This is a genomic window from Gemmatimonadota bacterium, from assembly GCA_009838845.1.
Taxonomy (GTDB): domain Bacteria; phylum Latescibacterota; class UBA2968; order UBA2968; family UBA2968; genus VXRD01.
The window spans coordinates 1-25,069 of record VXRD01000125.1 but is presented as its reverse complement, the minus strand read 5'-3'; the positions used below and the strand labels follow the sequence as shown (position 1 = coordinate 25,069).

The following is a 25,069-nucleotide window of genomic DNA, read 5'->3' as shown; positions in this document are numbered from 1 at the left end:
GAGATAGATAACATGGCCATGAAGTCTCTGAACCTATTACCAGAACTACAGAAACTCCCCAGTTCGGAATCTGACCAGCGTAAATCCTTTCAGGATACGATCACCGATCTGAGGAGTATGGATCGAGAGCTTTATGCGGCAGAAGCGGCAGCAGGGGTCTCGTTCGCAATGTGGGGCATTTTTGATACCATCAATGTAGATGATAAACTGGCCCAAGCTCACGAAATGGCCTTCGGGAACTACGAGGGCTCACTTTACGAACACTGGCAGGAGATGGCAGAAGGCGGCAGCGAGTCCATGACCGGATTCATCAGCGCACTGAAAGACAAATATGCCGAACTCAACTTTGCGGAAGATCTCGAAGCACGAGGGTTCACCAACGTAGAAATCGCCACAGATTCCACCCAGCCAGGGGGCATTAGTGCTATCTCTTCGGAAGGAGCGGAGACACTGTTCCAAGTCTAAACCGGATTGGCAGACCGCGCTGGAGAAGTTCAACAGCTAATAGCCGAAAATCCTAACATACACTACGTCGTTAGTACCGAAATTTATAATAGAATTCGCGATAGCGCACAGGATACGATAAACCGAATAACCAACATTGGATCTAATGATACGCTGGTGCAAAAAATCGAAGATGGGTTGAAAACCTCCAGCATAGATGACAAACTGGCTCAAGCCCACGAAATGGCCTTCGGGACTTACGAAGGTTCACTTCACGAACACTGGCAAGAGATGCTACAGCGCGGCGGAAATGCTCCCAGTGGATTCTTAAACAATCTCAAAGGCAAATATGCCGAACTCGACTTCGCAGAAAAGCTCGAAGCACGAGGGTACACCAACATAAGAATGCCCCAAGATCCCACCCAGCCTATCTGGGACATCCCTGCAACTTCTCCTGAAGGACAAGAGATACTGTTTCAAGTCAAAACTGGTTTAGCAGGCCGTGCTGGTGAAGTCCAACAGCTAATGGCTGAATATCCCAACATACATTACGCCATCAGCACCGAAATTTACGATAAAATTTACGGTAGCGCGCAGAATACGATAAATCAAATAACCGATAGGGGCACTGAATACGAACTGGTAGAAGGAACAATGGATGGTCTTGAAATCCTCAGTGCCAATCAAGGCTTTGACCTGCCCGACAGTGTCGGAGAGATAGTCCCTTACGCGGGCGCAATTTTTGTGGGTGCTAAGTTGATATACAACGTCCTCAAAACTGAGAAGGAATTCAGTACTGCTGATCGTACCACCAAAAACAAGATACAGGTCGTGCAAACCCTAACTTTAATGTCTCGTTTTGGCGTCTCAACTGTCCTATCAACTGCCGGTGGTTTTGGTGGGGCTGCCGCAGGCACAGCCGTACCGGGAGTTGGCAACCTGATCGGTGGCATAGCCGGTACGATAGCTGGAGCCGGAATTGGAATATATCTAAACAAACACCTTCAACCCCATATGTTGAATTTGGCTCTGAACGTCACAGGACTCACCCACGATGATTTGTTCTACTACAAGAACAAGCCGCATATTGACAGCGTGGCCCTATCCTTCCGGCAAAATGCTGACATGCTGATCGCTGCATCCTGATCCTGTCCTATAAGAGGCATAACGTCAATAGTGACAACCAAAACCACTGGATCGCGGCTTAGACCCATGCCGCAATGACAACCTGGTTGACAGGGTTGATTGATTCGTAAGATTGATTTCTTGATTTCGCTTCATGATCTCGGAAAGTGCGTCACACATCATCTAACATGTGTTCAAATGCTTCGAGACTGGTGGCCTGAATTGCCGCACGGAGCAACTGCTTGAGGCGTTGCAAGTCGTCAATATCGGCAATGCGGCCAAATAGAGGGTCTGCTTCCTGCAGACCAAAGCGAATCCCCAACACTTCGAGGAGGCCTGCAAGCGTACTTTTTCTTTCACCTTGCTCAATGCCCTGCTTGAGCCATTGTTCTTTGTTTTCCTCAATCTCTTGCTCAATCAGGTACTGGGCCAAAGATGATTCGCGGATGAGATCCATCAACCCCTCCTTTGAAATAAGGTCAGCAATCATCTCCCGATCATGCACCAACCCACCCAAAATAGACAGACCAGCAAGAAAATCGCCCCTGGAGAGATAATCTCTTCAGGGGTGTCATTTGGTAGATTTTGGTTGCAAGAGATGGAATCAAGGTATGAGAGATCACCAAAATCATTCATCATACGCCATTGCTCGGGTCACTTCACCGCCAACAACATCCGAATCCTTCACGATAAATTCCGACGGCGCTACTTTCCGCTTGATAATGGGCTGTAGTCCACCACTATTCTCACCTCGCGCTTTCCAAATCGCAACGAGATTTTTGAGATATTGTATTCGATCTTCAGGCAATCCTGCCACATCAAGCATCGTTTCCATTGTCCTCTCCACTGGTACGTATTTCAAACAGTACATAGATTGATATTTCAAAATTACTGTGTTATACTACAAAAGTCAATGGCGTGGTAAGAAGATTGCGCGAAAGGCGATTCTGAGATACATTTGAAAAATAAAATTTCAAACGCACAAATTCAGGAGACATACCATGATCCGAAGCGGCGTTGCAAGCGGAGACATCACGCCAGAACCCGGCCCAGTGCTTCAGGGGCATTGGAACACCAACCCATCGCATTCCGTACTCTACCCTCTGGAAGTACGGGCAGTAGTCTTTGCCGACGGAGACGCACAAATAGCCATTGCCACACTCGACGTCATCGGCATAACAAAAGCCACCACTGACCGAATCCGGGCGAAAGTGGCAAATATCATTCCGGGGGACAGCGTAATGGTAGCGTGTAGCCACACGCACTGCGCCCTCGCCACATTGCCGTGTTTGGGCGGGACTCCCGACCCCGAATATATGGATCGCATAGTCGAAACCACCGCCGCGTGCATAGCCGAAGCAGCCGCAAATCTCCAGCCCGTAACCCTTGGCCTGGGATGCGGATCCGCGCATTTCAACATCAACCGCCGTCCGCTCCCCGGAGCCTCGAGCATGACCTTGAACTACGGCGGAATCGTCGATCGCCGCGTACGGGTTTTACACGTAACAGGAGAAAACGGCACCCCCCTCGCCACATTATTCCACTACGCATGTCACCCGACCACATTGAGCGGTTCCAACGGCATCATCTCGCCCGATTACCCCGGCATAGCTCGCAGCCGAATTGAACAAACCCTCGGTAGCAAAGCACTCTTCTTACCCGGATGCTTCGGCAACATCCGCCCCGCCATCCTGAGCGAAACCGGGGGATTTGCATCCGCCACCAGAGAACAATTGGACGCGTGTGGTCACGAACTCGGCGATGAGGTCTGCCGCATAGCTACAGGACTGAATACCAGGAGTGCACAAGGCATATCTGCTCGCCGCACCGACATCGCCATTCCATTCGGCGACCTGATGCCCGAAGACGAACTAAAAAAAATGGCAACAGACGAAAGCGAACGCGGACAACTATTGACAGGCCCCTGGGCAAGAAAGGTCCTGGACATGGTGGCGTCAGGCACTGTCCCATCTGAAAAACCCACCGAAATGCAACTGATGCAGATAGGACCAATAGCACTCATTACCATACCGGGCGAACCCGTGCAGGAAATTGGGCATGCAATGGAAAAAAGACTGCGGAACATCAGCGGGGACCTGTGGCCCGTGGGCTATGCCAATGACGAAGTGGGATATTTGTGTACAGAGCGGCAATACGAAGAAGGCGGTTACGAACCCAATGCCTATCCGTATTACGGGGAACCTGCGCCATATCAGGGCGAAGAAGAAATCATCTTGCAAACAGCAGACACTTTGGTACGGGGCTAAAAATGAAACAAATCGACATACCTTATGGTCGAGGAGCCGTATCTGTCCAAACAGACCCCAAACTCGCGCACTGGGATGTAATCCGCCCCTCATTTGAACCAGCACTGGAAGACCCCAAACGGCTATTTCACAAAGCCGTGCGCCACCCTCTCGGGACAAAACCGCTCAGAGAAATAGTCAAGCCTTCAGACCGCGTCGTAATCGCAACATCCGACGGCACCCGTCCCGTGCCCAACAAACAACTGATCCCATGGCTACTCGAAGAACTGCCCGTATCCCCCGATCAGGTAACCGTATTAATCGGCACGGGCACGCACAGGCCAAACACAAAGCGCGAAATTGTCGAAATGTTTGGCGAAGAACTGGTTCGCCGCGTACGCATCGTCAACCACGATGCATTTAGCGAAACGCAAAACGAACAGGTGGGCAAAACTGCGGATGGAACAACCGTATTTTTGAACAAAGAATACCTCAACGTAGATGTGCGCATCGCCCTCGGATTTATCGAACCTCACTTCTTTGCGGGCTTCTCAGGCGGACCAAAAGCCGTCGCGCCCGGTGTGGCGAGCATTGAAACCATTTTCCGACTACATCGCGCCGAACTCATCGCCGACCCAAACAGCACCTGGGGCGTACTCCACGAAAACCCACTACACCGGAAAATTCGCGAATGCGTCGCGCTATGTCCTCCGGATTTTTTGCTCAACGTGACACTCAATGCAGAAAAGAAAATCTCGGGATATTACGCGGGCGATCTCTCCCAAGCCCATGCAAAGGGGTGCACCGATGTAAAAGCCTCGGCAATGGTACCTGTCGAAACCTCCTTCCCGCTGGTCGTCACATCCAACAGTGGCTTTCCCCTGGATCAAAATCTGTATCAAACCGTAAAAGGCATCTCAGCCGCAGCGCGTATTGTAACCGATGGCGGAACAATCCTCGTAGCCAGTGCGTGCAGCGATGGCGTACCCGACCACGGCAATTTTGCGGCATTGATGCGCGAAGGCCATACCCCTGCAGACGTGATAGAATCGGTCTATGCGCGCGAACCGATCCTCGACCAGTGGCAGGCGCAAATTCTATCGGGCATCTTAAACCGCGTAAACGTAAAAGTCTATACCGAAATGAATAAGGACGAGGTCCGCGCCTGCAAACTACAGGTCATACCCGACCTCAACAAAGCGATACACGAGCACCTGGAATCCCGGGATAATCGCGTAGCCGTCTTGCCCGATGGACCACTGGTCATTCCCTACTTGTAATCTCCTCAAACAGGACCCGCCTTCAGAATCTCATCGCTGACCCCATCTTCAAACTGCTTGAAATTCTCCTTAAACAACCGCGCCAGATTCGTAGCCTTCGCATCGTATTCAGACGGATTAGACCACGTCGCACGCGGCGACAAAATACTACCTGTAACATCTGGACAGGTCTTTGGAACCTCGAAACCAAAGCGCGGATCTGTCTCGCACGCCACATCTGTCAAAGCACCATTGTGTATCGCTCGAATAATTGATCGGGTATTGGTCAGTGTAATGCGCTTGCCAACCCCGTAACCACCGCCCGACCAGCCCGTATTGACCAGCCACACATCCGAATTGTGTTGCTGGATTTTTTCTGCCAGTTGCTCGGCATATTTCCCCGGATGCCACACGAGAAAAGGCGCGCCAAAACAGGCCGAAAAAGAAGCCTGTGGTTCGGTAACACCCATCTCTGTACCCGCGACCTTAGCCGTATAACCACTGATAAAATGGTACATCGCCTGTGCAGGCGTGAGCTTGCTCACCGGAGGCAAAACACCAAACGCATCGCAAGTCAAAAAAATCACATTTTTGGGATGTCCACCCACACAGGGGATTTGTGCATTGGGAATATACTCGATGGGATATGCCGCGCGCGTATTTTCCGTAATAGAATCATCGTCGTAACTAATCACGCGCGTATGCTCGTCAAAAACGACATTTTCGAGCACCGTCCCAAAACGGATCGCATTGTAAATCTCTGGCTCGCGCGCTTGCGAAAGGCCAATGCACTTGGCGTAACAACCACCCTCAAAATTGAAAATGCCGCGATCACTCCACCCGTGTTCATCATCGCCGATCAAACGACGCTGAGGCTCGGCTGAAAGCGTGGTCTTTCCCGTACCAGACAGACCAAAAAAGAGCGCCGTATCACCCGCTACACCCACATTGGCCGAACAGTGCATCGACAAAATATCCTGCTTGGGCAAAATATAGTTCAGAACCGTGAAAACACCTTTCTTCATCTCACCCGCATATTCCGTCCCCAAAATAACCATTTCCCGCAACTCAAAACTCACATCTACACTCGTAGTCGAAGTCATTTCAGCCGTATATCGATTCGCGGGAAATCTGCCAGCATTAAAAATGACATAATCCGGCTCGCCAAAATTTTCAAGCTCTGTACGCGAGGGACGCATAAGCATATTGTGCATAAACAGGGCATGGTAGGCACGGGCGCAAACAACCCGCACCTTAATGCGATATTTGGGATCCCAGCCCGCATAACCATCAACCACATAAATGCGATCGCAAACATTGAGATAATCGATAGCCCGCTCTCTATTAATCAGAAACGTGCGCTCATCGAGTTTAATATTGACCTCACCCCACCAGATATCGTCCACACTATCGGGATGATTCACAATGCGTTTATCCTCTGGACTGCGCCCGGTCTTTTCTCCCGAACGCACAATAAGTGCCCCAGTACTCGTAATAGTCGATCCAGTCTCGTGGGTCAGCGCCTCTTCGTAAAGCACCGCTGGCGAAGCATTGCGCAAAATAAGCGGCCTGGTAATATTGTAGCGTTCCAGATTTATTCCGGTCATACAATGAACTCCTTTCGGGATCAGGATGAGCAGGATTAAAGGATGAGCAGGATGATGCCCCAACCAGTCCCCAGTAGTCAGCAAAACCTCCTGGATCGCGGCTCAACACCATGCCGCGATGACAAGTGCCTTTAACGTCTGGCGTTTAACGTCTCGCCTCTCACAATATATCACACAGAACAACCCAAACCAAATATTACTCCACAACCAAAAATTCCTTCATTTTTAAAAAATAGTGATTATATTCTGCGCCTGACCATCGATCGGAGGAAAACATGTCCCAAAAATGGTTGCGCGTTGCCGCATGTCAAATGCATGCCGATGAGAACATCGAAAAAAACACATGTGAGATTATCGACCGTCTAAACACCTGTGCGCGTGAAAAAGTGGATATAGCTGCATTTCACGAAGGTATTTTATACGGCTATACCAACTGCCCCGACTTCTGGTCAAGCCTGGATCAAACGCGCATTGAAAGAGCCGAACAACAAATTATAAAGGTATGCCGTGAAAAAGGCATTGCCGCAATCGTAGGCTCAACACATCTCGAAAACGGACAACGCTACAACAGCCTGCTCGTCATAGATCGCGATGGCACCGTAAAGGGACGCTATGGCAAAATACATCTGGCGGGTGAAAAATGGTGTGAACCCGCGCAACACCTGCCTATTTATCACTTGTGCGGCATACCCTGTTGTTTTTTAATCTGTCACGACATTCGATATCCCGAACTCGTGAGATTGCCCGCCGCAGCCGGTGCAAAAATCTGCTTCTTCTCAAGTTGTGAAAGCTCTGTCACCTCAGAGCACAAATTGTCGGCCTACCGCGCCATGCCCATCAGCCGCGCAACCGAAAATGACATCTACGTCGTCATGGCAAACGCCCCTGCCGACCCCCTGGACATCAACCGCGCGGGATCTTCCCACGGCGAATCAAAAATCATCCACCCAAATGGCAACGTCATAACCGAAGCTGGCATATTCACCGACGAAATCATAATCCGCAAATTAGACCTCCATCAGGCATCGCGCAACATCGCATTGCGAGCCGTGAATGACACAACGCGCCTGCGCGAATGGATGAAAAAAGGCGTAAAATTAGTAGATTGCAAAAAGGAGCATATATGAAAGGAACAAAACCAAACATCTTGTGGATCTGCACAGACCAGCAGCGATATGACACCATTGGCGCATTGGGCAATCCCCATGTGGATACCCCCAATATCGACCGACTAATCGCCGAAGGATTTGCATTTACCCATGCCTATTGCCAGAGTCCGATTTGCACACCCAGTCGGACGAGTTTTTTGACCGGGCAATACGCCAGCGCCGTACACGTAAACGGCAATGGCAACTCGCATTTTCCAGACGCGCCCCCCCTGGTCACCAAAATACTCGCAGATAATGGATACGACTGCGGACTAATCGGCAAATTGCACTTATCGAGCGCGCATGGGCGCATTGAAAAAAGAACAGATGACGGATACCGCTACTGGCAATACAGCCACGCGCCCCGGGACGACTGGGAAACCGGACACGATTATGCCGACTGGGTGCGTTCAAAAGGCGAAATCTTGGGCGAACTCATCAAAAGTCCCGATGGCGTACCCGCAGAACTGCACCAGACCACATGGTGTGTGGAAAAAACCATCGAATTTTTGAGCGAACAGCGCGATGGCCCCTGGTTGGCCTCTGTGAACATCTACGACCCCCATCCGCCATTTAACCCACCCAAAACGTACCGCGAAATGTTCGATTCCGAACAGGTAAACGGCCCGCTATTCCGAGAAAGCGATCTCGCGCAACAGGAAAAACTACAAGCCATCGACTTCCAGTCCAAAGGGCGGCATCCCGATGAACTGGATATCAGAAGCCCTGTAATCCCCAGAACACCGACGCGCGGATTGCACGAATCTGAATCAGCCGGAAAACGCGATGCAAAAACCCTGATCGCCGCCTATTACGCCATGATCAAACTAATCGACGATCAACTCGGGCGCATAATAGCCGCATTGGAAGAAACTGGACAGCGCGACAACACATTGATTATCTTCACCAGCGACCACGGCGAAACTCTCGGAGACCATGGACTGATTCAAAAGGGATGCCGTTTTTACGAAGGACTGGTGCGCGTACCGCTCATTTTCTCATGGCCGGGCCACGTAAAATCGGAACAAAAAAGCGATGCACTCGTCGAATTGCGCGACATAGCCCCTCTCTTATTGGAACTGGCTGGTATAGAAGTACCCGAGCGAATGCAACCGCATCCTCTATTGCCCCTGCTCAGCGGTGATCAACCCCCCGACGAACACCGCGATTTCGTGCGCTGTGAATATTACGATGCACTCGATCAAGCCGACGGAACATTTGCCACAATGTATCGCAACCGTCGGTACAAACTCGTGGTCTATCACGGGCATGGCCTGGGCGAACTTTACGACTTGCAGGAGGATCCAGACGAATTTGACAATCTGTGGGACAATCCCGATCATGCAGATGTAAAACTCGACTTAATGCAACGCAGCTTTGATGCGTCAATGCTCGCAATGGACAGGGGACCAGAACGCATTGGACCCATGTAAAAAACCAGAATTTGTATTCATTGTCGCGGAGGTGTTATATGGCGAAAAAACCAGTTCAAAAACCAAAAATTAAAATCATGGCAGCAGACTGGTCATTGAGAGATTACCCATCTGCAAGAAACCCCTGGACTATTCAGACCAAAGTGCGAAAAGTGAAAGAAGCGGGATTTCACGGCATGTCGTCTGGAGCCGACGCTGAATTAGCCGCAGAACTGCACAAACAGGGATTGGAAATGGTCGGTGGGGTAGATGTGGGCAGCAAAAAAGAAGCCGACGAAAAAATGAAAGCATTTGCCGACATAGGCGTGGTTCACATCAACGTACAATTGTGCGACCACGACACAAAAACAAAAGCTGCGGTAAAAGTCGCGCGCGCAGTCGTCAAAGCCGGAAAAAAGCACAAAGTCAAACCCGCAATTGAGATCCATCGCGACACATGCACAGAAACACCGGAAAAAGCCTTTGCACTCGCCGATGCGTACCGCAAAAAATACAAAAAGAAACTGCGAATGAACTTCGACCACTCGCACCCGGCAATCATCAAACAACTCCGCCCGCACGAATACTGGGAACGGCTATCGGAACGCACCGACCTCTTACAAATGCACGAACTCATCCACTTTCGCCCCTTCACCGGCAGCCATTGTCAGACCCCGGTAACAAATGGCAAAGGGCGATTGGATCGCGATTTTAAAATCTGGTTGACAAATTACCTGGAACCCGCCCTCGAAGCGTGGTTACAGGGCGCGAAATCGGGCAAAATACTCCATATCGTACCCGAACTGGGACCACAAGGCTCTGGATACGCGCTCGCCTGTTTTCCCGACATCTGGGAGGATGCCATCCGGGAAAAGAACGAGATAATAAAAGTCTGGCGCAAGCTGATGAGAAATTGGAACAAATAAATGGAGAAATAATATGTCAAATCGCAATGGACAAATCTTGATCGGCTCCATACTCCTGGACCTCAACCGCTGGGGCGATCCCAAAACACCGACCTACGAAGTAAGCGATTGGACTGACCGCTTTCTGAAAGCCGGATTTGACGGAATGGAACTCTGGGAATATCACGCCACACTGTGTTCAGACGCCGAACGCGAAAAATTGCTATCCTCTAATTTTCCCGCAACAATCTACAACACGTATTGCGACTTTGACGACAACGCTGCCGATGCGCGACAAAACGCAGCAGAAATGATCGGCCTATTCGGCTCAACCGGTGTGAAATTCAACGCAGGAAAAGACCCTGCCTTGCGCGAAACCTATTTGAACAACCTGCGCGCCTGGCGCGAACAAGTCCCACAAACCTGTACATTGCTCTGCGAATGCCACCCGGGCACAATTGTAGAAGATCCCGATGACGCCAGGGCATTCTTCGACGACCTGGACATCGAAGGCTGGGAAATCATCGTACACTGCTTCATCCCCGAAATGGATGTCCTGAAGCAATGGTTCGACCTCTTCGGACCCAAAGTCACGCACGCTCACACACAATTGCGCGATGAAAACACCAATGTCCAGTTGCTTAATGACCATCCCGAACGCGCTCAAACGGCACTGGACCTGATGGCTGAATACAAATTCACCGGCTCCATCACCGTCGAATTTTCCAAAGGAACGCGCGAACCCGGCGAAAACATGGACGACCTCTGGGCAGCGGCGAAAGCCGACCTATCGTTCTTGCGTGTGCATATTTAAAAAACAAAAAAGGCTACTGATAACCTCGTAGCCTTCAAAGAAACAATATGTTATAATCCTTTAGATTCGCTATTCTCCAGCTTTACTCAAAATTAGAGTCCTCCAAAGCTCTTGAAGCAGATCGAGAAGACGAAGTCGATGGAGGTAAAAGATCGGCGATGTATTGCTGATCACGACCTCAGGCATCTTGGAGGTCCTGTTCTAATTCTTCAGAGGTCATATCAAATACGGACACGCTGTAGTGACCCATATTTTGAAGAAACTGGATGCGCGACATGCCAGCGAATTCAGCCGCATGCCCGGAAGACATCTTACCCATTTCATAGAGCTTGGCCGCGGCGGCCATGCGGACCTCCTGGGTAAATTCTTCAGGTGTCTCTTTTAAGGACAGAAAGATCTCTTCTGGCACTTCAATCTGAATCATCTGCATTTTTTATTCCTTTGGTTTCATTATGATCAGAGGTGAGGGTATCATTCAATAAATTTTAACCAGAATGCTCTTCTTGATAATTCTTAAAGATACTCAATATTACACAAATCTCAAACCCGTATCACAACCTTGCATTTTTGTAAACTGCTATTGCCGTTGTACATCTTTCTATTGAATTTTATCAATCTCTTTGTAAATTAGCGACCCGTAAATCCTGTAGAATGGTGTACACCTGATCCCGAATGGAGTAATAAATGGCAAAAAAAGTAACAATAGCATTGATTGGCGCCGGGATGTTTGGCGGCGATGTCCACGCCCGAGCCTTTGCGGATCTGCAACGCAACGGCATCAGCGGCCTGATGGGGCGAGTCGGACTCGACGCCTGGGCGCGCGACCTTGCAGACATCGAATTTGATCTCGTTGCAGTAGCCACGCGCAGCGAAGCCTCCGCCCAGCGCGCAAAAGCCAACTTTGAGCAATGGACCGGACGCGCGCCCGCACCCTATTGGGGCGAAACCCCCTGGGAAGATGTCTTGCGCGACTTTCCGGACCTCGATGTAATGGCCGTCGCCACACCCGACAACCTGCACACACCCGTAGTCCTCGCAGCACTGAACAACGGCACCCATGTCATCACCGAAAAACCAATGTGTTTATCGGTGCATGAAGCCGATGAAATGATCGAACTCGCCAATGAAAAAGGACTGGTATGCGCGGTAGATATGCACAAACGCTACGACCCGGATCACATGCGCATCGAGCACGACATCGCCAATCGCATCGGCGACCCCATTTACGGGCTCGCCATGCTGGAAGAACCCCTCGAAGTATCCACCACCACATTTAAGTGGGCAGAAGAAAGCGACCCCTTCTCCTATGTGGGACCCCATTGGGTCGATCTATTTTACAACTACTACCGCAGCAAACCCGTATCCCTCACAGCCGTAGGGCAAAAAAAACGCCTCATACGCGACGGAATTGACGCTTATGACGCCGTCCAGGTACGCGTAGATTTCGACAATGGCATGAGCATTTACTTCCACAACAACTGGATCACCCCCGACGATTTTGAAGGACCTGTCAATCAGGGACACGAAATAGTCGGCACCGACGGCAAAGTGGAATCCGACCAGCAATATCGCGGATTTCGATTCTGGTACGCAGACGGCGGTAGCCAGAGTTCAAACAACCACTTCACGCGCAACGTCAAACGCCCCGACGGCACAGAAGTCTATGTGGGATATGGCACAGACAGCATCATCGTAGCACTCGTCGCAATATGCCGCGTCGAATTCCTGGGCGAAACCCTATCAGACGTAAAAGCAATCTATCCCACCGCTGAAGACGGCCGAATCACCACGGCGATCGTAGATGCCGCGCGCATTGTCCGTGACCGCAATTTTGAATACATGCGCGAAGGCAAAGGCGCCACAGTCACAGCGCAATTCGGCGCAGACGGCATCGTCATCGTAGATCCCAACCGCGCATCTGACGGACCCGACGCAGTATTTGAAAAAATATACGATAGGCCAGTGTGAAGTGTGAAGTGTGAAGTGGAGTGGTGGAAGGGTGGTATCCTGTAAATCCTTTAATCCGGGACATCCTGATCCAATGGGAAAAGAATTTGACATCACCCCTGTCAACGTACCAAAAATCGATACAAAATATCGCCGCATCGTGACCCCTGTGCCCCACCCAGACTCGGTAGCAACTTTGGAAACCCTGCACCGGGTAGAACCCATCTCCATGCGCGGACAACCGCCCATTGTATGGGACCGCGCAGAAGATTGTCAGGTCTATGACAAATACGGCAACATGTGGCTCGACTGGAGCTCCGGCGTACTCGTCACCAATGCCGGACACGGCATGCCCGAAGTGCGGCGTGCAATCGTAGATCAAGTAGGCACCGGGCTACTGCACAACTACGTATTCCCGAGCGAAGAACGGGCGCAACTCGTCGAATTTCTGGCGGATCTGGCACCAGAAGGGTTAGACAAAGCATTTCTACTAACAACCGGATCTGAAAGCACGGAAAACGCCCTGAAACTCGCGCGAACATACGGCATTACAACCGGAGGAAAAAAGAAAATCGGCTTTGTGGGATTTGAACGCGGATTTCACGGACGTACAATGGGTGCCCAGCAAGTCGGCGGCATGCCCGGACAAAAAGACTGGATCGGCAACGAAGACCCCGCCATCGTACAGGTCCCCTTTCCCGACGGGTATTGGACAGAAAATGTAGATTTCGACTTCTTCTGCTCTACACTCAAAGACAAAGGACTAAATGCAGACGATGTATGCGGTGTCATGCTCGAAACATATCAGGGCGTGGGACCTGATTTCGCGCCCGTAGCGTACGTACAGGCACTATCTGAATGGTGCAAAGCACACAATGCTCTCTTAATTTTTGACGAAATACAGGCGGGATTTGGTCGCACCGGCAAAATGTGGGGATTTGAGCACTATGGCGTAACGCCCGACCTCATCTGCTTTGGCAAAGGCGTAAGCAGTTCACTTCCTCTATCGGGCGTAATCGGCAGATCCGAAGTCATGGACTTATACCCCCCCGGATCAATGACAAGCACCCACACGGGCAACCCCGTCTGTTGTGCAGCGGCACTCGCCAGCCTGAAAAAAATCGTAAATGACGACTTAACCGGCAATGCAGCGCGCCTCGAACCAGTATTGATGGCAGGAATCAAAAAAATCCAAACCGCACATCCCGACGTGGTCGGGCACGTAACCTGCAAAGGACTCGTAGGCGGTGTACAAATGGTAAAAGCCGGACAAAAAGAACCCGACCCGGACCTGGCGCACGAAATTGTACTGCGATGTTTTCACAAAGGACTGCTATTCTTTGCCCCTGTGGGCGCGTGGGGACAAACCGTAAAAATCTCTCCCCCATTGACCATTGAACAAGACGCGCTCGAAGATGGCTTACAGGTACTCGCTGAAGTTGTGGATGATATACAGAGGTAAAATATATGGAAAACGAAAAACGAGGACGACTGCGCGAAGTAGCGGCATTATTCTTCAAACTCGGCGTAATAGGTTTTGGTGGACCCGCAGCGCACATCGCCCTGATGGAAGACGAAGTAGTTGAAAAACGCGCCTGGCTATCGCGCGAGCGATTCTTAGACCTCGTCGGCGTAACCAGCATTATCCCCGGACCAAACTCGACTGAAATGGCGATACACCTGGGATTCTTGCGCGGCGGTTGGCCCGGCCTATTGCTGGCTGGCCTGTGTTTTATATTTCCCGCCGTTACATTGACAACAATCCTCGCCTGGGCTTACATGACTTATGGCGCCATCCCAGAGGTCGCCGACTTGCTCTACGGCATCAAACCTGCGGTACTCGCAGTCATCCTGGGTGCGTTGTGGCGACTGGGGCAAAAAGCCGTAAAAGGCTGGCGACTGAGTTTTCTGGGCCTGGCTGTAATGCTCGTAGCCCTCACGCCATTTAACGGCGTCCTCGCACTGATCGGCGGCGGAATCGTCGGAATGTTCTGGCTGAGAATGACGCGACCGAGAGACCGCGGGCACGCAGCTGCAATCGCGCCAATAGCAGGCACGGGATTGACCATGCTCGCAAGCCAGGGCGCCGTATCCGCAGCAGGACCAACCCTCTGGGCACTGGGCCTGTTCTTTCTAAAAATTGGCGCAATCCTCTACGGCAGCGGATACTTACTCATTGCATTCCTCGAAGAAGAACTTGTACAGGGGTATGCCTGGCTAACGCAGGAACAATTGCTGGAAGCCATTGCCATCGGCCAGTTCACGCCCGGACCCGTATTATCGACCGCAGCCTTCATCGGCTATCTCGTCACCGGCGGCAAATTATCCGGCGCACTCGTCGCTGCTGGCGCAATCTTCCTACCCTCCTTTGTATTTGTCGCCGCCCTGAATCCCCTCTTGCCCCGGCTGCGAGAATCTGAATGGGTGGCGTCTTTTCTCGACGCCGTAAACGTCTGTGCCGTGGGATTGATGGCCGCTGTAACAATAGAACTGGGCTATCTAACCCTTGATTCAATACCCAAAATGGCAATCGCAGGCATCGCATCCATTCTGATATTGTGGCGCGGAATCGGCGCAGTATGGCTGGTCGTTGGCGGAGCCGTTGCGGGTTGGATACTCCTCGCCGCGGGCTTTTAGGGATGAACCAGGAATACCTCAAACCAGAAGTCGTCTCCCGGCTCGCGCGCCTGGACCTGATCGCCCGCCTGGTCGTCGAAGGATTTATCACCGGCCTGCATCAAAGCCCCTATCACGGATTCTCCGTCGAATTCTCCGAATACCGGCAATACATGCCGGGGGACTCACTGCGCGACCTGGACTGGAAAGTACTTGGCAAAACCGACCGCCTCTACGTCAAACAATACGAAGAAGAAACCAACCTCAAATCCCATCTTCTCATAGACGCCAGTGCCTCAATGGCTTATGGCTCGGACGCCATCACCAAATACCAATACGCATCTTACACCGCAGCCGCCCTATCCCACCTCATGTTGCGCCAGCGCGACGCCGTCGGATTAATCGCCTTTGATGACCGCATTCGCACGTATTTGCAGCCCCGGTCAGTCACCAGTCATTTGCACACCCTCCTCACCACACTTCAAAACACCAGCCCCGAAGGCACCGACACCGACCTCGCCGCCACCTTTCACGAACTGGCAGAACGCATTGTGCGTCGCGGCCTCGTCATCGTCATCTCCGACCTCTTCGACGACCCAGACCGCCTGCTCAACGGCCTCAAACACTTTCGCCATCGCAACCACGAAGTCATCGTCTTCCACATCCTGGACCCCCGAGAGCGCGACCTCGACTTCAACCGCGAAATGCGCTTCGTCGATCTCGAATCCGGCACGCAAATCTCTACAGAACCCTGGCACCTCGCACCCGAGTACCGCGACCACATGGAAACCCTCATCAACCGCTACCGCCGCGAATGCCGCGAAGCCATGATCGACTACGTCCTCCTCGAAACCTCAGAACCCTTTGACACCGCCCTCTTCAACTACCTCGCCAAACGCAAAAAATTGATGTAAAAAAACCAATCCCCCATCGCAATAACGCGCAATAGGGGATTTTATGTGCTATCGTGTACGCGTTTCAAAGCGCCTTCAAAACATCCTTCAGAATGCGCTCTTCCCTTTGAGAAATATCATCTAACAAGGTGATAATCTTCAAAATACGATCCATATCCCACGCTCTCTTGACCTCCACCAACGCTCGCAATTTAAGCATCATCAGATGAATCTGATGCGCCTTCTGTTCAACCTCCTTGTACGCCTGATGAAACTGGTCTGACCGACGCAAATACCCGCGCTCTTCCAGATAAGCAAGCCTGTTCAGCATACAACGCTTGTGCTCCCAAAGCGTGAACAAATGCCGTCGATCCCACAACCGGGGATGAACAAACAAATGCGTAAAATAATCTCGCAAGAGCTTATACGTCGCCATCCCAAAGACGCCTTCAACTGGCTTACGCAACGTCCGGTAGTGGATAGATGGATTCTCAGAATGGACATAGGCTCGCAACTGGTCAATGACAGCGTCAATATCAAACTCATAGACACCGTCCTCATTATACTCAAAAAGAGTTACCAGGTACGATCTGCGTTTCTCGGGATCAATCCAGCGAAACGCCGCTTCAAAATCTGAATATCCAACCCTGGAAACAGAATAGTCCCGCGCGCTATTGAATCCCAGAGTCTCAAGTGTTTCTGTATCGTCATCGTATCCAAATACCATAATAGCATGTGGATGATGTATCTTCTCATAAAATGGCGTATGCGGCAGGAAATACTCATCAGCCATCAACTGGACATAAAAGCCCTCATCAATTTGATCGCGAATAAACGGCACAATCTGATGATAGACTTTGGCGATTAATCGCCTCGGAACGGTGTAGATAGACAGCCATGGCGGGGAGTACGGACCCTGAAAATAGAAGTTGAATCGGATGTTATGTTTGCTCTCCTGTAACAGGTCAACGGCGAATAGCTGTATGTAATTGCAGAAGAACCAGGGAATATAATCATCCTGAAGCGACATAATCGAAAGCCGATAGCCATGGCGGGGATAGCCGTGGATGGGTGGGGATACCTGTATGGGAAGCGATTTTTTCATGAGCTATCTCAAAATCTGTATCATCTAAGTAAGAGCGAAAAATCTATTCTATCTGTCCGGCGACCTCAGGTACTTTCTGTAACACTGCGCGAATATAGTCGGCCATGGTTTGCACGCTATCAAACAGTTCCACGCGCAAATCTTCATCTGGCACCTCAATGCCAAACTCCTCTTCCAAACCCACAATAATCTCAATCGTCGCCATTGAATTAATCCCCAGGCCACCTCCAAAAAGTTCATCTTCATCGTCAATTTCGTCTGCATCAACTTCCAGAGACAACGTGCGAATGATCACCTGTTTGACCCGATGTTCAATAGACATAACCCCTCCTATGCGATAGTTGATGTATCATTCTTTGAAAAATATTGAATCACAGTTTCCACAAGACACTGTTGACCCGTCTCTGAAAGAATCCCAATCGCAGGCACACAAAACGAATCTTGTAGTTTTTTGAGGTGACGATCAATTTGAGATTGTGCCATCTTTTTTGGCGTGACCATACTACGCCCATAAGCTGTCCGGATGTGCTTCTCGTGGTCTCCCATCGCCAGCAAGATAGTCGGCGCTTTACACACAGCACGTATCCCATCAATTGTATCGCGTATGTACTCTTCGGCATCAATGCTGTTGACCACCAGAATGCAGGCATCGGGTTTTACCCCCAGTAAAAACGCCAGTGAAGACAAGCAATGTGTGCTGTGCTCCTGGACATGATAGGGAATGGTCCCCGACTGAGAGCCTGTCAGGATAATATCGGGCTGTGTGCGCTGGCAAATCTCGCGCATTTTGTAATCCAGATACGGTATGTAATGTTGAAATGACAATTTGAGCGGCGAAGCATAGCCCATTGGGAAAGCAGCATCCATGCCGAATAACCGAGAATGGTGTTCAGTGCCGATCTGCCCGACTTTATAGCCCTGTTGGATGAGCCTGCGCCTGAGCGCGAGTTGCAACGTGAACTTGCCCTGTTGAGAACTCGTGCCCATCACAGAAAGCACTGGCACATCCACAGGCGGGAGCACATTGAAATTTTGAATCGCCTGAGTGATTTCTTCTCCTAAAACATGGGGATAGGCAAGGCGCAGTCCCTTTTTGTCCGCTGTATCATACAGATCGCCGTAAACGGTTGGATCAAGTGCCTGAAAACTGAACACATGACATTCCTCATCAAGAGCCAATTGCACATATTCTCTGAGCAAATCGCGCTTGCGGATGCGAGATAGTTGATCCACATAGCCGAGAATGAGGGTATCTGCATCTGCCATTGTGTGCCGAATATTCGGGCTGATCCGAAGATTTGCAACAGATTCACCAATTACCTTGCCCGCATCCTTGCCCACCATCTCCTTGCCAATGGGATCGGCAACGCCGACAATCTCAAACGCGAGCAAATCGCGATAGCGCACCAGACTGTGCATCTCTTTGTTATACGGATACAACACGGCTTTCTTGATATAGGCATAGTCCTCTTGAAAATCTTTTTGGTGTGACTGAAGACCAGATTTGGACTTATTTTGACCTTGAGATATTTCGTTTAATGCTTTTTCTTGTAGTAATAACCGAATATCTTGAATAGAACACTTTGGATGCTGTTCCAACAGGCGTGCGATAATGCCCGTGATATGTGGTGCCGCAAAGCTGTTTCCTCCGGTCATAATATGTTTGCCGTTTAACCAGCACACGCGCTGTTCATCCCCTCGCGTCACACATTCGATGCGATGATCTTTGCGGTAGTAGAATCCGTCTGGCTTATAGGCCTGTTGTGGAGTGCTTAAATCCGCAATCGCACCACCTGTGACACCAATCACTTCGGGAAATACCGCAGGATAACTCTCACTTCCGTCATTGCTCTCAGCAGCTATGAGAATCACACCAGCATCAACCGCTTTGCGACATACTTTCTGAAGAGCCTCCTTAAACATCACATCCGTCGTGCCCAGACTTAAATTCACCACACCCATCTCATTGTCAATACACCACTGAATCGCCATAATCAACGGCCGTCCATCTGCTATCAAAGACGCATCAAAAATCCGCACGCTATAAAGTGCTGCATCAGGGGCCTTCTTCCGGATAATCCCGGCACACGCCGTACCATGCCCTGCACAGTCGGTGACTTTTCCAGAATAAATAAAATGACCATCTTTATTAATCGAGATATTTACGCCACCTGCAATCATCCCAATGCTCGGATGTGATATATCAATACCACTGTCGATAATAGCCACTTTCACAACCTGCTTATCACACATCCTGTTCTCTATAATACTTGAAGAATTTGGACTTGGCATTTCTATTTAAAAACTTCCAGACCTTTCAGGGATTGAAATGCTTCATCTGACCGCATATTTTGTTTATGATCAGGATTCAATGCAATAGCTCTTTGCAAGGAAGAAACAGCAGAATCTCGATTGCCCAAAGAGACATAGACACGGGCACGACTATACCATGCCGAGTCATAATCAGCGTCGAGCAGAAGTGCTTGATCAAACGCTTTGAGAGCATCATCGTATTTCTTTAATCCAAACAATGCACACCCTTTGTTATTCCAGGCCAAAGCAGCTTTAGTAGAATCCGGATCTATCTGAAGGGCATAGTCAAAACATTTGATAGCATCTTCAAACCGTTCCAGCATCAGTAATGCCGCACCTTTGCTATGCCGCAAATTAGCATCTTGAGGCGACTTTTTGATTGCGGCTTCAAGTACGCTAAGTACCTCTTCATACCGCTCCAACTCCATCAGTGCTATTGATTTCTGGATCAATAGTAAATACTGAAAAGAAAATGTGCCATTCTGAATCTTCACTGGCCTATCGATTCCCGTGCTAATCGCCTGATCAAATATTTCGAGTGCCACTTCAAATTGTTTCGCCCTGGCATAAGTCTGCCCTTTAAGAAGCACTATTTTGGGATTATCAGGGCTATATGCAAGGATTTGATCGTAGGCGTCAATGGCTTGATTATAAGATTCCAGTTTAAGAAAAACCGCCGCCTTCCACTGATAGGCAGAGGTATCTTCAGGATCCAAAGATATCGCATGCTCAAACGCTTTTAGAGCTTTTTCATAGTTTTTTTTCTCATAAAAAGCTCTACCTCTATTGTGCCAGTATTCAGAATTGGCATAATTCAAATACGGCCAAATAAGTGTGCTCCCAATAACAACCGCAAGCACAATGCCCACCCATAAAAAGAAGGATTTTATTTTTTGCATTTTATTTTTTTTCGACATTGATGTCGCATACCAAGAATGCCAGAGCATGCACCTCAGCAAAGAGCATTTATCATCTACGCTATAATGATTTAGGTGATCAAGTAATACAAGAAGGCACTCAGGGTAAGAGTCGCATTAATCGCGCAGTGAAAAATAACACACAGTATCAGCTTTCCCGTGGACTCATAAATATACGCTGTAATAATTCCCGTTAAAATAATAAGAATGAAGTGGTGCAGTGTAAGCCCTATAATGCCATTAAAAAACAAATTTGAATACGAAGGTACGTGGAGAAAGACGAACCAAAATACAGAAAGAAAATACGCTATTACCTTTCCTTTTTTTCTCAGAGCCGCATAAAGAATACCTCTCTCTGAGATTTCTTCCTTTATCGGAGCCAAAACACCAGACACTGCGATGTCAATAAATGTTATCATAGAAACATATAGAAAAGATTTGTCGCTATAATGATAACATCCATAACCTTTTATTATATAACCATCCGCATATAACTGAAGCAAGCAAAAGAAAAAGGATAAGCAAAAACCCCAAAATGCCCATTTAATACCTTGTTTTAATGAGGGTGGCGTATGCCACAATAGGGTTCTGATATTAATTCTTCCAAACCTTTGCACAACGATATAAACAAAAATAAACCCCAAAATGACTAAAATACCGCTATAGATTTCGCTACCAATACCGGTATTACTTAGAGTGTAATTTAAAAAAGATAGAACTATTTTTTGGGTACGGTCAACGAGCCAGTACAATAGCTGGCTGCCCAAAAACACAGTGATTGTCAGAACAATACCTCGACCAAATCCTATATCAACTTCAAGTGGCCAAGGTGTGGATTTTAAGTTTCTATTGCTGTTCATCCTGAATTTTTTCTTTAGCCTTCGGGGGCTGGGTTGGTGAATTGAACGGTGTTAGCTTTTACACGCGAATAGCTTAATCCCCCGTTGTTGATTTTTTCTTTTCGTCATCTGTATCTGTTTCTGGTGCATCTTCTGGCACTTCTATTACTGGAGTTTTGACTGTCTTCTCAATCACTATCCCGTGTCCATAGACCGTAAAATTAACTATAGATGTAGTCTGATATACGGTATCAGGGACTGCAGGATCAGGCGACTCTCTATACGTATTTGTTACGCCTGGATAACGAACAGACAGGGATGCATCCTCATTTTCATGGACTGTAACCCCAGTGGTGAAGAAGTCTTCAGCAAGCTGATCAACCGCATCAAGAGCCGCACTGCCAATATCTACCAGGGTTTCACCAACCTCTACTGACGCTTCTACGAAGGCTGTCGGTGGTGAGCTTGATCCTGGCATATACAATTGTACAGCCTGTTTATACCTGCCATAAGAATGTACAGGTTTCTTGCAAAGTTGCATAACAAATCTCCTTGTGAAAAAGATGAAGCCCCCGAAGGCTAAGTTCACATCATATACTTGCTGTTTTTTCATACAAATGGGCATAAACCCCGTCTTGCATGGCTAACCATTCATGAGTCCCCTGCTCTGCAATTTGGCCCTCATCCAATACCACAATCTCATCTGCATTTTGAATGGTTGAAAGCCGATGTGCAATAATGATGGTTGTCCTACCTTGTCGCACTGTTTTCAATGCCTCCTGGATATGATATTCGGATTCCATATCCAATGCGGCAGTAGGTTCATCTAATATCAGGATAGGCGTGTCCATCAACAGCACACGAGATAGGGCAATGCGCTGTTTCTGCCCTTCTGACATCTGCGCTCCTTGTTCGCCCACCAGTGTTTCATAGCCCTCGGGCAATGACGCAATAAAGTCGTGGATGTACGCAGCCTGTGTCGCATCCTGAACATCTCGCATTGGGATATCGTGTCCAAAGGTTAAGTTGTCTAAAATACTGCCCTGAAACAAGGTGCTGCCCTGCATCGCAAATCCCACTTGCTGACGGATAGATTTTAAGCGGTAGTTCCGAATATCGTAACCATCAATAGAAATGTATCCCTCTGGCGGATCATAAAATCTCGGGATTAATTTGGCGAGTGTTGATTTGCCAGATCCACTTTTTCCGACCAGAGCAATGGTGGTCTGCGCTGGGATGTGCAGGTTGATGTGGCGCAAAACAGGTAGGTCCTCTTGATACGAAAAACTCACATTGTGAAAACCGATTTCACCTCGCACCTGTGGCAAGGTGGGCATATCGGGACGATCCTGTATTTCGGGTTGCAAGTCATAGACTTCAAAAAACCTATTGATGCGAACTAGAGCCATTTCAACCTGCCCCACGAGGCCGATGAGATTGCCGATAGGACCGTAGAGATACCCCACATAACCAGAAAAAGCCATGTAACTGCCCAGTGAAAGATTGCCATTCAGAACTTCTGTCCAACCGTACCAACCATACGCCAACGTACCCGCTGTTTTCACCAACGAGCCTATAAACCTGAAGCTACCACTTAAATGGGTTGACTTAATTCGCAATTTTGCAACGTCAAGAAATATACCTCTAAGCTTATGATAGAATGTGGTTTCCAACCCAAGTGCTTGCACGGTGCGAATGCCCGAAAGCGATTCATAGGACTTAGCGGATGACTCAGCCGCTGCTTCGGTGACTTCTTTAGAAACTCTGCTGAGGTACTTTTTGGAAACCATAATCAACACGGTATCAAAAGGCAGCACCGCCAGGCTGATCAAGGCTAATTTCCAATTGATATAGAGCAAAATAGGTGGAAAAATGAGTAACTGAAGGGTATTCATAATCAGACTGTTCACCATTCCGATCGTGCTGTTGATGGAACTATCCATATCTCTAAATCGAGATAGAACTTCGCCGGTTTGCCGATTGTCGAAAAAGCTGAAGTCCTGCGATTGCACATGGGAATAGAATCGAGATTTGAAATCCAGTCCCATGTTGACACCCACATAACGACCAAAATAAGTGCTTAACAATCCTGTAAATCCCACCCCCGTCGAAAGCACAGCACCTATAATCAGAATGAAAGTCAGGAGCGTGTAGTCTTTGTGTGGATATACGTCATCGATCAAAACTTTGGTGATGTACGGTCCTGGAATTTGTAAGAACATAACCATGATACCTACAAGGAATGACTGAAAGATAAACCGCCAGTAGGGTCGGAGCATTTTGATAATTTTGAATATCTGACGCACATTCAGTTCCTGATCTGTAAGGTTTCAGGGGATTCTTCCAATCGATAAATCTCAGGCCGCCCAATTTTTCCTACGGTCTTCAAAAACTTCTTCCACAGCAAGTCAACGATAGGACCGCGCTCTGTCACGATCTTGGCTTCCACACTCATACCATAAGCAAGTGGACATTCTCCGTCAGATAAATGTGGATCTATCACACTAATCTTCACCGGATAAACAGTACTCATACTGCCCGGTACGAGACCGGCGCCCATAGGTGTGATGGGTTCGGGTTTTCTCGGCACATCTTTCACCATACCCTCAAAAATCTTGTATTCCATGTGTGGAAAAGCATTCACATATATCCGCACCTTATGTCCCTCTTTCACCTTTGGGATATCCACTTCCTGGATCATCACCTTTGCTTGCCAACTGTGCAATTCGGCCAGTTCAATCACGGCTTCACCCGCCTCAATGCGATCTCCCTCGCGTTTATCCAAATCGCGCGTCAACACGGTTCCAGAAACAGGCGCGTATATCTTCATCTGTTCCATACGAGTTTTGACAAGGCGATGGCTGACCTGTAATTTTTCATACGTCTGTTTTAGCATCTCGTGTTCCTGCTTGCGATTATCCAGAGCAGCCAACCGTCGTTTTGAACGCTCAATTTCTACTTTTGCACGCTGCACTCGCGTCTGGTGTACCCGAATGGGAATCAACGTATCAACAGGTGGTCGCACACTCCCATCTTCGCGATAAGGCGCATATTTGCGGTAGATCTGGTATTCTTGTCGAACCTGTTCCAATTGCAACCTTGCGGTATCATATTCCACTTCAGCCCGTGTAATCTCTGTCTCCAAAACAGCACGCTCGCGTTGCAATTCTGCAACCAGAGCCACACGCCGACTCTGATTCATCGTCAGTTCATGGTCGAGTTGCTCCAATTCCGTGCGTAAATCGGTATCATTCAATGTCAGCATCAAATCACCCTGTGCAATCTCTTGCCCGTGTTGCACATAAACCGTTTGAATCAAGCCTGATCGTTGTGCTTTCACTTCATAACGCGCGGTAGGCTGCAAGCGACCTTGTCCATCAACTGTGATTTCCATGCCCAGATGCCAACCCAAAAGACCAATCAGCGCGACCATGCTTCCCACAACGCACAAAATGGTGAGCAAGAAATAGCGCACAAAC

24 protein-coding genes are annotated in these 25,069 nt (G+C 49.1%); 12 read left to right on the top strand and 12 right to left on the bottom strand.

Features of this window, described 5'->3' with window-relative positions:
* Positions 1-12: 12 nt before the first annotated feature.
* Both F4Y39_17440 and F4Y39_17435 read left to right on the top strand, forming a co-directional pair.
* Positions 13-465, top strand: a complete 453-nt coding sequence (locus F4Y39_17440) for a hypothetical protein (GenBank protein MYC15509.1) — start codon at positions 13-15, stop codon at positions 463-465.
* A 6-nt stretch (positions 466-471) separates the two neighbouring features.
* Positions 472-1,590: a hypothetical protein gene (locus F4Y39_17435; GenBank protein MYC15508.1), complete on the top strand. Its 1,119-nt coding sequence runs from the start codon at positions 472-474 to the stop codon at positions 1,588-1,590.
* Between the two features lie 151 nt (positions 1,591-1,741).
* On the opposite strand, the gene F4Y39_17430 is transcribed toward F4Y39_17435, so the two are convergent.
* On the bottom strand, positions 1,742-2,026 hold the full coding sequence (locus F4Y39_17430; GenBank protein MYC15507.1) for a hypothetical protein: 285 nt from the start codon (positions 2,024-2,026) through the stop codon (positions 1,742-1,744).
* Positions 2,027-2,197: 171 nt separating this feature from the next.
* Positions 2,198-2,404 carry a hypothetical protein gene (locus F4Y39_17425; GenBank protein MYC15506.1) on the bottom strand — a complete coding sequence of 69 codons (207 nt, stop codon included), beginning with the start codon at positions 2,402-2,404 and terminating at the stop codon, positions 2,198-2,200.
* A gap of 166 nt (positions 2,405-2,570) precedes the next feature.
* Here F4Y39_17425 and F4Y39_17420 point away from each other — a divergent pair, with 166 nt between their 5' ends.
* On the top strand, positions 2,571-3,836 hold the full coding sequence (locus F4Y39_17420) for a hypothetical protein (protein ID MYC15505.1): 1,266 nt from the start codon (positions 2,571-2,573) through the stop codon (positions 3,834-3,836).
* Positions 3,837-3,838: 2 nt separating this feature from the next.
* Positions 3,839-5,095 (top strand): nickel-dependent lactate racemase, encoded by a 1,257-nt coding sequence (gene larA / locus F4Y39_17415; GenBank protein ID MYC15504.1) that lies wholly within the window; start codon positions 3,839-3,841, stop codon positions 5,093-5,095.
* A 5-nt stretch (positions 5,096-5,100) separates the two neighbouring features.
* Here larA and pckA read toward each other — a convergent pair whose 3' ends face one another.
* On the bottom strand, positions 5,101-6,681 hold the full coding sequence (gene pckA, locus F4Y39_17410; GenBank protein ID MYC15503.1) for a phosphoenolpyruvate carboxykinase (ATP): 1,581 nt from the start codon (positions 6,679-6,681) through the stop codon (positions 5,101-5,103).
* A gap of 275 nt (positions 6,682-6,956) precedes the next feature.
* Here pckA and F4Y39_17405 point away from each other — a divergent pair, with 275 nt between their 5' ends.
* The 4 genes from F4Y39_17405 to F4Y39_17390 are packed head-to-tail and all read left to right on the top strand — an operon-like array spanning position 6,957 to position 10,960.
* Positions 6,957-7,808, top strand: a complete 852-nt coding sequence (locus F4Y39_17405) for a carbon-nitrogen hydrolase family protein (GenBank protein MYC15502.1) — start codon at positions 6,957-6,959, stop codon at positions 7,806-7,808.
* Entirely contained in the window at positions 7,805-9,262 is a 1,458-nt protein-coding gene (locus F4Y39_17400) for a sulfatase-like hydrolase/transferase (protein MYC15501.1), read from the top strand. The genes F4Y39_17405 and F4Y39_17400 overlap by 4 nt, the downstream gene beginning before the upstream one ends.
* Before the next feature lie 38 nt (positions 9,263-9,300).
* On the top strand, positions 9,301-10,167 hold the full coding sequence (locus F4Y39_17395) for a xylose isomerase (GenBank protein ID MYC15500.1): 867 nt from the start codon (positions 9,301-9,303) through the stop codon (positions 10,165-10,167).
* A 13-nt stretch (positions 10,168-10,180) separates the two neighbouring features.
* The gene (locus tag F4Y39_17390; GenBank protein ID MYC15499.1) at positions 10,181-10,960 is read left to right on the top strand and encodes a sugar phosphate isomerase/epimerase; all 780 of its coding nucleotides are present in this window, start codon (positions 10,181-10,183) and stop codon (positions 10,958-10,960) included.
* 178 nt (positions 10,961-11,138) lie between these two features.
* On the opposite strand, the gene F4Y39_17385 is transcribed toward F4Y39_17390, so the two are convergent.
* Complete coding sequence (locus tag F4Y39_17385; protein ID MYC15498.1) at positions 11,139-11,390, bottom strand: UPF0175 family protein; 252 nt, start codon at positions 11,388-11,390, stop codon at positions 11,139-11,141.
* A gap of 254 nt (positions 11,391-11,644) precedes the next feature.
* Between F4Y39_17385 and F4Y39_17380 the strand changes: the two genes are divergently transcribed.
* From F4Y39_17380 to F4Y39_17365, 4 genes are all read left to right on the top strand, one after another.
* The gene (locus F4Y39_17380) at positions 11,645-12,928 is read left to right on the top strand and encodes a Gfo/Idh/MocA family oxidoreductase (GenBank protein ID MYC15497.1); all 1,284 of its coding nucleotides are present in this window, start codon (positions 11,645-11,647) and stop codon (positions 12,926-12,928) included.
* 73 nt (positions 12,929-13,001) lie between these two features.
* A complete protein-coding gene (locus tag F4Y39_17375) occupies positions 13,002-14,369 on the top strand; it encodes an aspartate aminotransferase family protein (GenBank protein ID MYC15496.1) in 1,368 nt (455 codons plus the stop codon).
* Between the two features lie 5 nt (positions 14,370-14,374).
* Positions 14,375-15,544, top strand: coding sequence for a chromate efflux transporter (gene chrA, locus F4Y39_17370; GenBank protein ID MYC15495.1), 1,170 nt, complete (start codon positions 14,375-14,377; stop codon positions 15,542-15,544).
* Positions 15,545-15,546: 2 nt separating this feature from the next.
* Entirely contained in the window at positions 15,547-16,437 is an 891-nt protein-coding gene (locus F4Y39_17365) for a DUF58 domain-containing protein (protein MYC15494.1), read from the top strand.
* Between the two features lie 64 nt (positions 16,438-16,501).
* Here F4Y39_17365 and F4Y39_17360 read toward each other — a convergent pair whose 3' ends face one another.
* The 8 genes from F4Y39_17360 to F4Y39_17325 all read right to left on the bottom strand — a co-directional run.
* Positions 16,502-17,521: a hypothetical protein gene (locus tag F4Y39_17360; protein ID MYC15493.1), complete on the bottom strand. Its 1,020-nt coding sequence runs from the start codon at positions 17,519-17,521 to the stop codon at positions 16,502-16,504.
* Positions 17,522-17,564: 43 nt separating this feature from the next.
* Positions 17,565-17,843 (bottom strand): acyl carrier protein, encoded by a 279-nt coding sequence (locus F4Y39_17355; protein MYC15492.1) that lies wholly within the window; start codon positions 17,841-17,843, stop codon positions 17,565-17,567.
* Between the two features lie 8 nt (positions 17,844-17,851).
* Positions 17,852-19,813: a S8 family serine peptidase gene (locus F4Y39_17350; protein ID MYC15491.1), complete on the bottom strand. Its 1,962-nt coding sequence runs from the start codon at positions 19,811-19,813 to the stop codon at positions 17,852-17,854.
* A gap of 2 nt (positions 19,814-19,815) precedes the next feature.
* Positions 19,816-20,781, bottom strand: coding sequence for a tetratricopeptide repeat protein (locus tag F4Y39_17345; GenBank protein ID MYC15490.1), 966 nt, complete (start codon positions 20,779-20,781; stop codon positions 19,816-19,818).
* 41 nt (positions 20,782-20,822) lie between these two features.
* Complete coding sequence (locus F4Y39_17340; GenBank protein MYC15489.1) at positions 20,823-21,611, bottom strand: CPBP family intramembrane metalloprotease; 789 nt, start codon at positions 21,609-21,611, stop codon at positions 20,823-20,825.
* 73 nt (positions 21,612-21,684) lie between these two features.
* Positions 21,685-22,203: a hypothetical protein gene (locus F4Y39_17335; GenBank protein MYC15488.1), complete on the bottom strand. Its 519-nt coding sequence runs from the start codon at positions 22,201-22,203 to the stop codon at positions 21,685-21,687.
* The gene (locus F4Y39_17330) at positions 22,181-23,896 is read right to left on the bottom strand and encodes a peptidase domain-containing ABC transporter (GenBank protein ID MYC15487.1); all 1,716 of its coding nucleotides are present in this window, start codon (positions 23,894-23,896) and stop codon (positions 22,181-22,183) included. The genes F4Y39_17335 and F4Y39_17330 overlap by 23 nt, the downstream gene beginning before the upstream one ends.
* 2 nt (positions 23,897-23,898) lie before the next feature.
* Positions 23,899-25,069 (bottom strand): HlyD family efflux transporter periplasmic adaptor subunit (locus F4Y39_17325; GenBank protein MYC15486.1); only part of this gene is annotated, 1,171 nt, incomplete at its 5' end.

What these genes read in the sequence shown, in the direction of transcription:
- F4Y39_17440 (MYC15509.1), top strand. Translation starts at nt 13, where the DNA reads ATGGCCATGAAGTCTCTGAACCTATTACCAGAACTACAGAAACTCCCC.
- F4Y39_17430 (MYC15507.1), bottom strand. Translation starts at nt 2,026, where the DNA reads ATGGATCTCATCCGCGAATCATCTTTGGCCCAGTACCTGATTGAGCAA.
- F4Y39_17425 (MYC15506.1), bottom strand. Translation starts at nt 2,404, where the DNA reads ATGGAAACGATGCTTGATGTGGCAGGATTGCCTGAAGATCGAATACAA.
- F4Y39_17420 (MYC15505.1), top strand. Translation starts at nt 2,571, where the DNA reads ATGATCCGAAGCGGCGTTGCAAGCGGAGACATCACGCCAGAACCCGGC.
- larA (MYC15504.1), top strand. Translation starts at nt 3,839, where the DNA reads ATGAAACAAATCGACATACCTTATGGTCGAGGAGCCGTATCTGTCCAA.
- pckA (MYC15503.1), bottom strand. Translation starts at nt 6,681, where the DNA reads ATGACCGGAATAAATCTGGAACGCTACAATATTACCAGGCCGCTTATT.
- F4Y39_17405 (MYC15502.1), top strand. Translation starts at nt 6,957, where the DNA reads ATGTCCCAAAAATGGTTGCGCGTTGCCGCATGTCAAATGCATGCCGAT.
- F4Y39_17400 (MYC15501.1), top strand. Translation starts at nt 7,805, where the DNA reads ATGAAAGGAACAAAACCAAACATCTTGTGGATCTGCACAGACCAGCAG.
- F4Y39_17395 (MYC15500.1), top strand. Translation starts at nt 9,301, where the DNA reads ATGGCGAAAAAACCAGTTCAAAAACCAAAAATTAAAATCATGGCAGCA.
- F4Y39_17390 (MYC15499.1), top strand. Translation starts at nt 10,181, where the DNA reads ATGTCAAATCGCAATGGACAAATCTTGATCGGCTCCATACTCCTGGAC.
- F4Y39_17385 (MYC15498.1), bottom strand. Translation starts at nt 11,390, where the DNA reads ATGCAGATGATTCAGATTGAAGTGCCAGAAGAGATCTTTCTGTCCTTA.
- F4Y39_17380 (MYC15497.1), top strand. Translation starts at nt 11,645, where the DNA reads ATGGCAAAAAAAGTAACAATAGCATTGATTGGCGCCGGGATGTTTGGC.
- F4Y39_17375 (MYC15496.1), top strand. Translation starts at nt 13,002, where the DNA reads ATGGGAAAAGAATTTGACATCACCCCTGTCAACGTACCAAAAATCGAT.
- chrA (MYC15495.1), top strand. Translation starts at nt 14,375, where the DNA reads ATGGAAAACGAAAAACGAGGACGACTGCGCGAAGTAGCGGCATTATTC.
- F4Y39_17365 (MYC15494.1), top strand. Translation starts at nt 15,547, where the DNA reads ATGAACCAGGAATACCTCAAACCAGAAGTCGTCTCCCGGCTCGCGCGC.
- F4Y39_17360 (MYC15493.1), bottom strand. Translation starts at nt 17,521, where the DNA reads ATGAAAAAATCGCTTCCCATACAGGTATCCCCACCCATCCACGGCTAT.
- F4Y39_17355 (MYC15492.1), bottom strand. Translation starts at nt 17,843, where the DNA reads ATGTCTATTGAACATCGGGTCAAACAGGTGATCATTCGCACGTTGTCT.
- F4Y39_17350 (MYC15491.1), bottom strand. Translation starts at nt 19,813, where the DNA reads ATGCCAAGTCCAAATTCTTCAAGTATTATAGAGAACAGGATGTGTGAT.
- F4Y39_17345 (MYC15490.1), bottom strand. Translation starts at nt 20,781, where the DNA reads ATGCTCTGGCATTCTTGGTATGCGACATCAATGTCGAAAAAAAATAAA.
- F4Y39_17340 (MYC15489.1), bottom strand. Translation starts at nt 21,611, where the DNA reads ATGAACAGCAATAGAAACTTAAAATCCACACCTTGGCCACTTGAAGTT.
- F4Y39_17335 (MYC15488.1), bottom strand. Translation starts at nt 22,203, where the DNA reads ATGAAAAAACAGCAAGTATATGATGTGAACTTAGCCTTCGGGGGCTTC.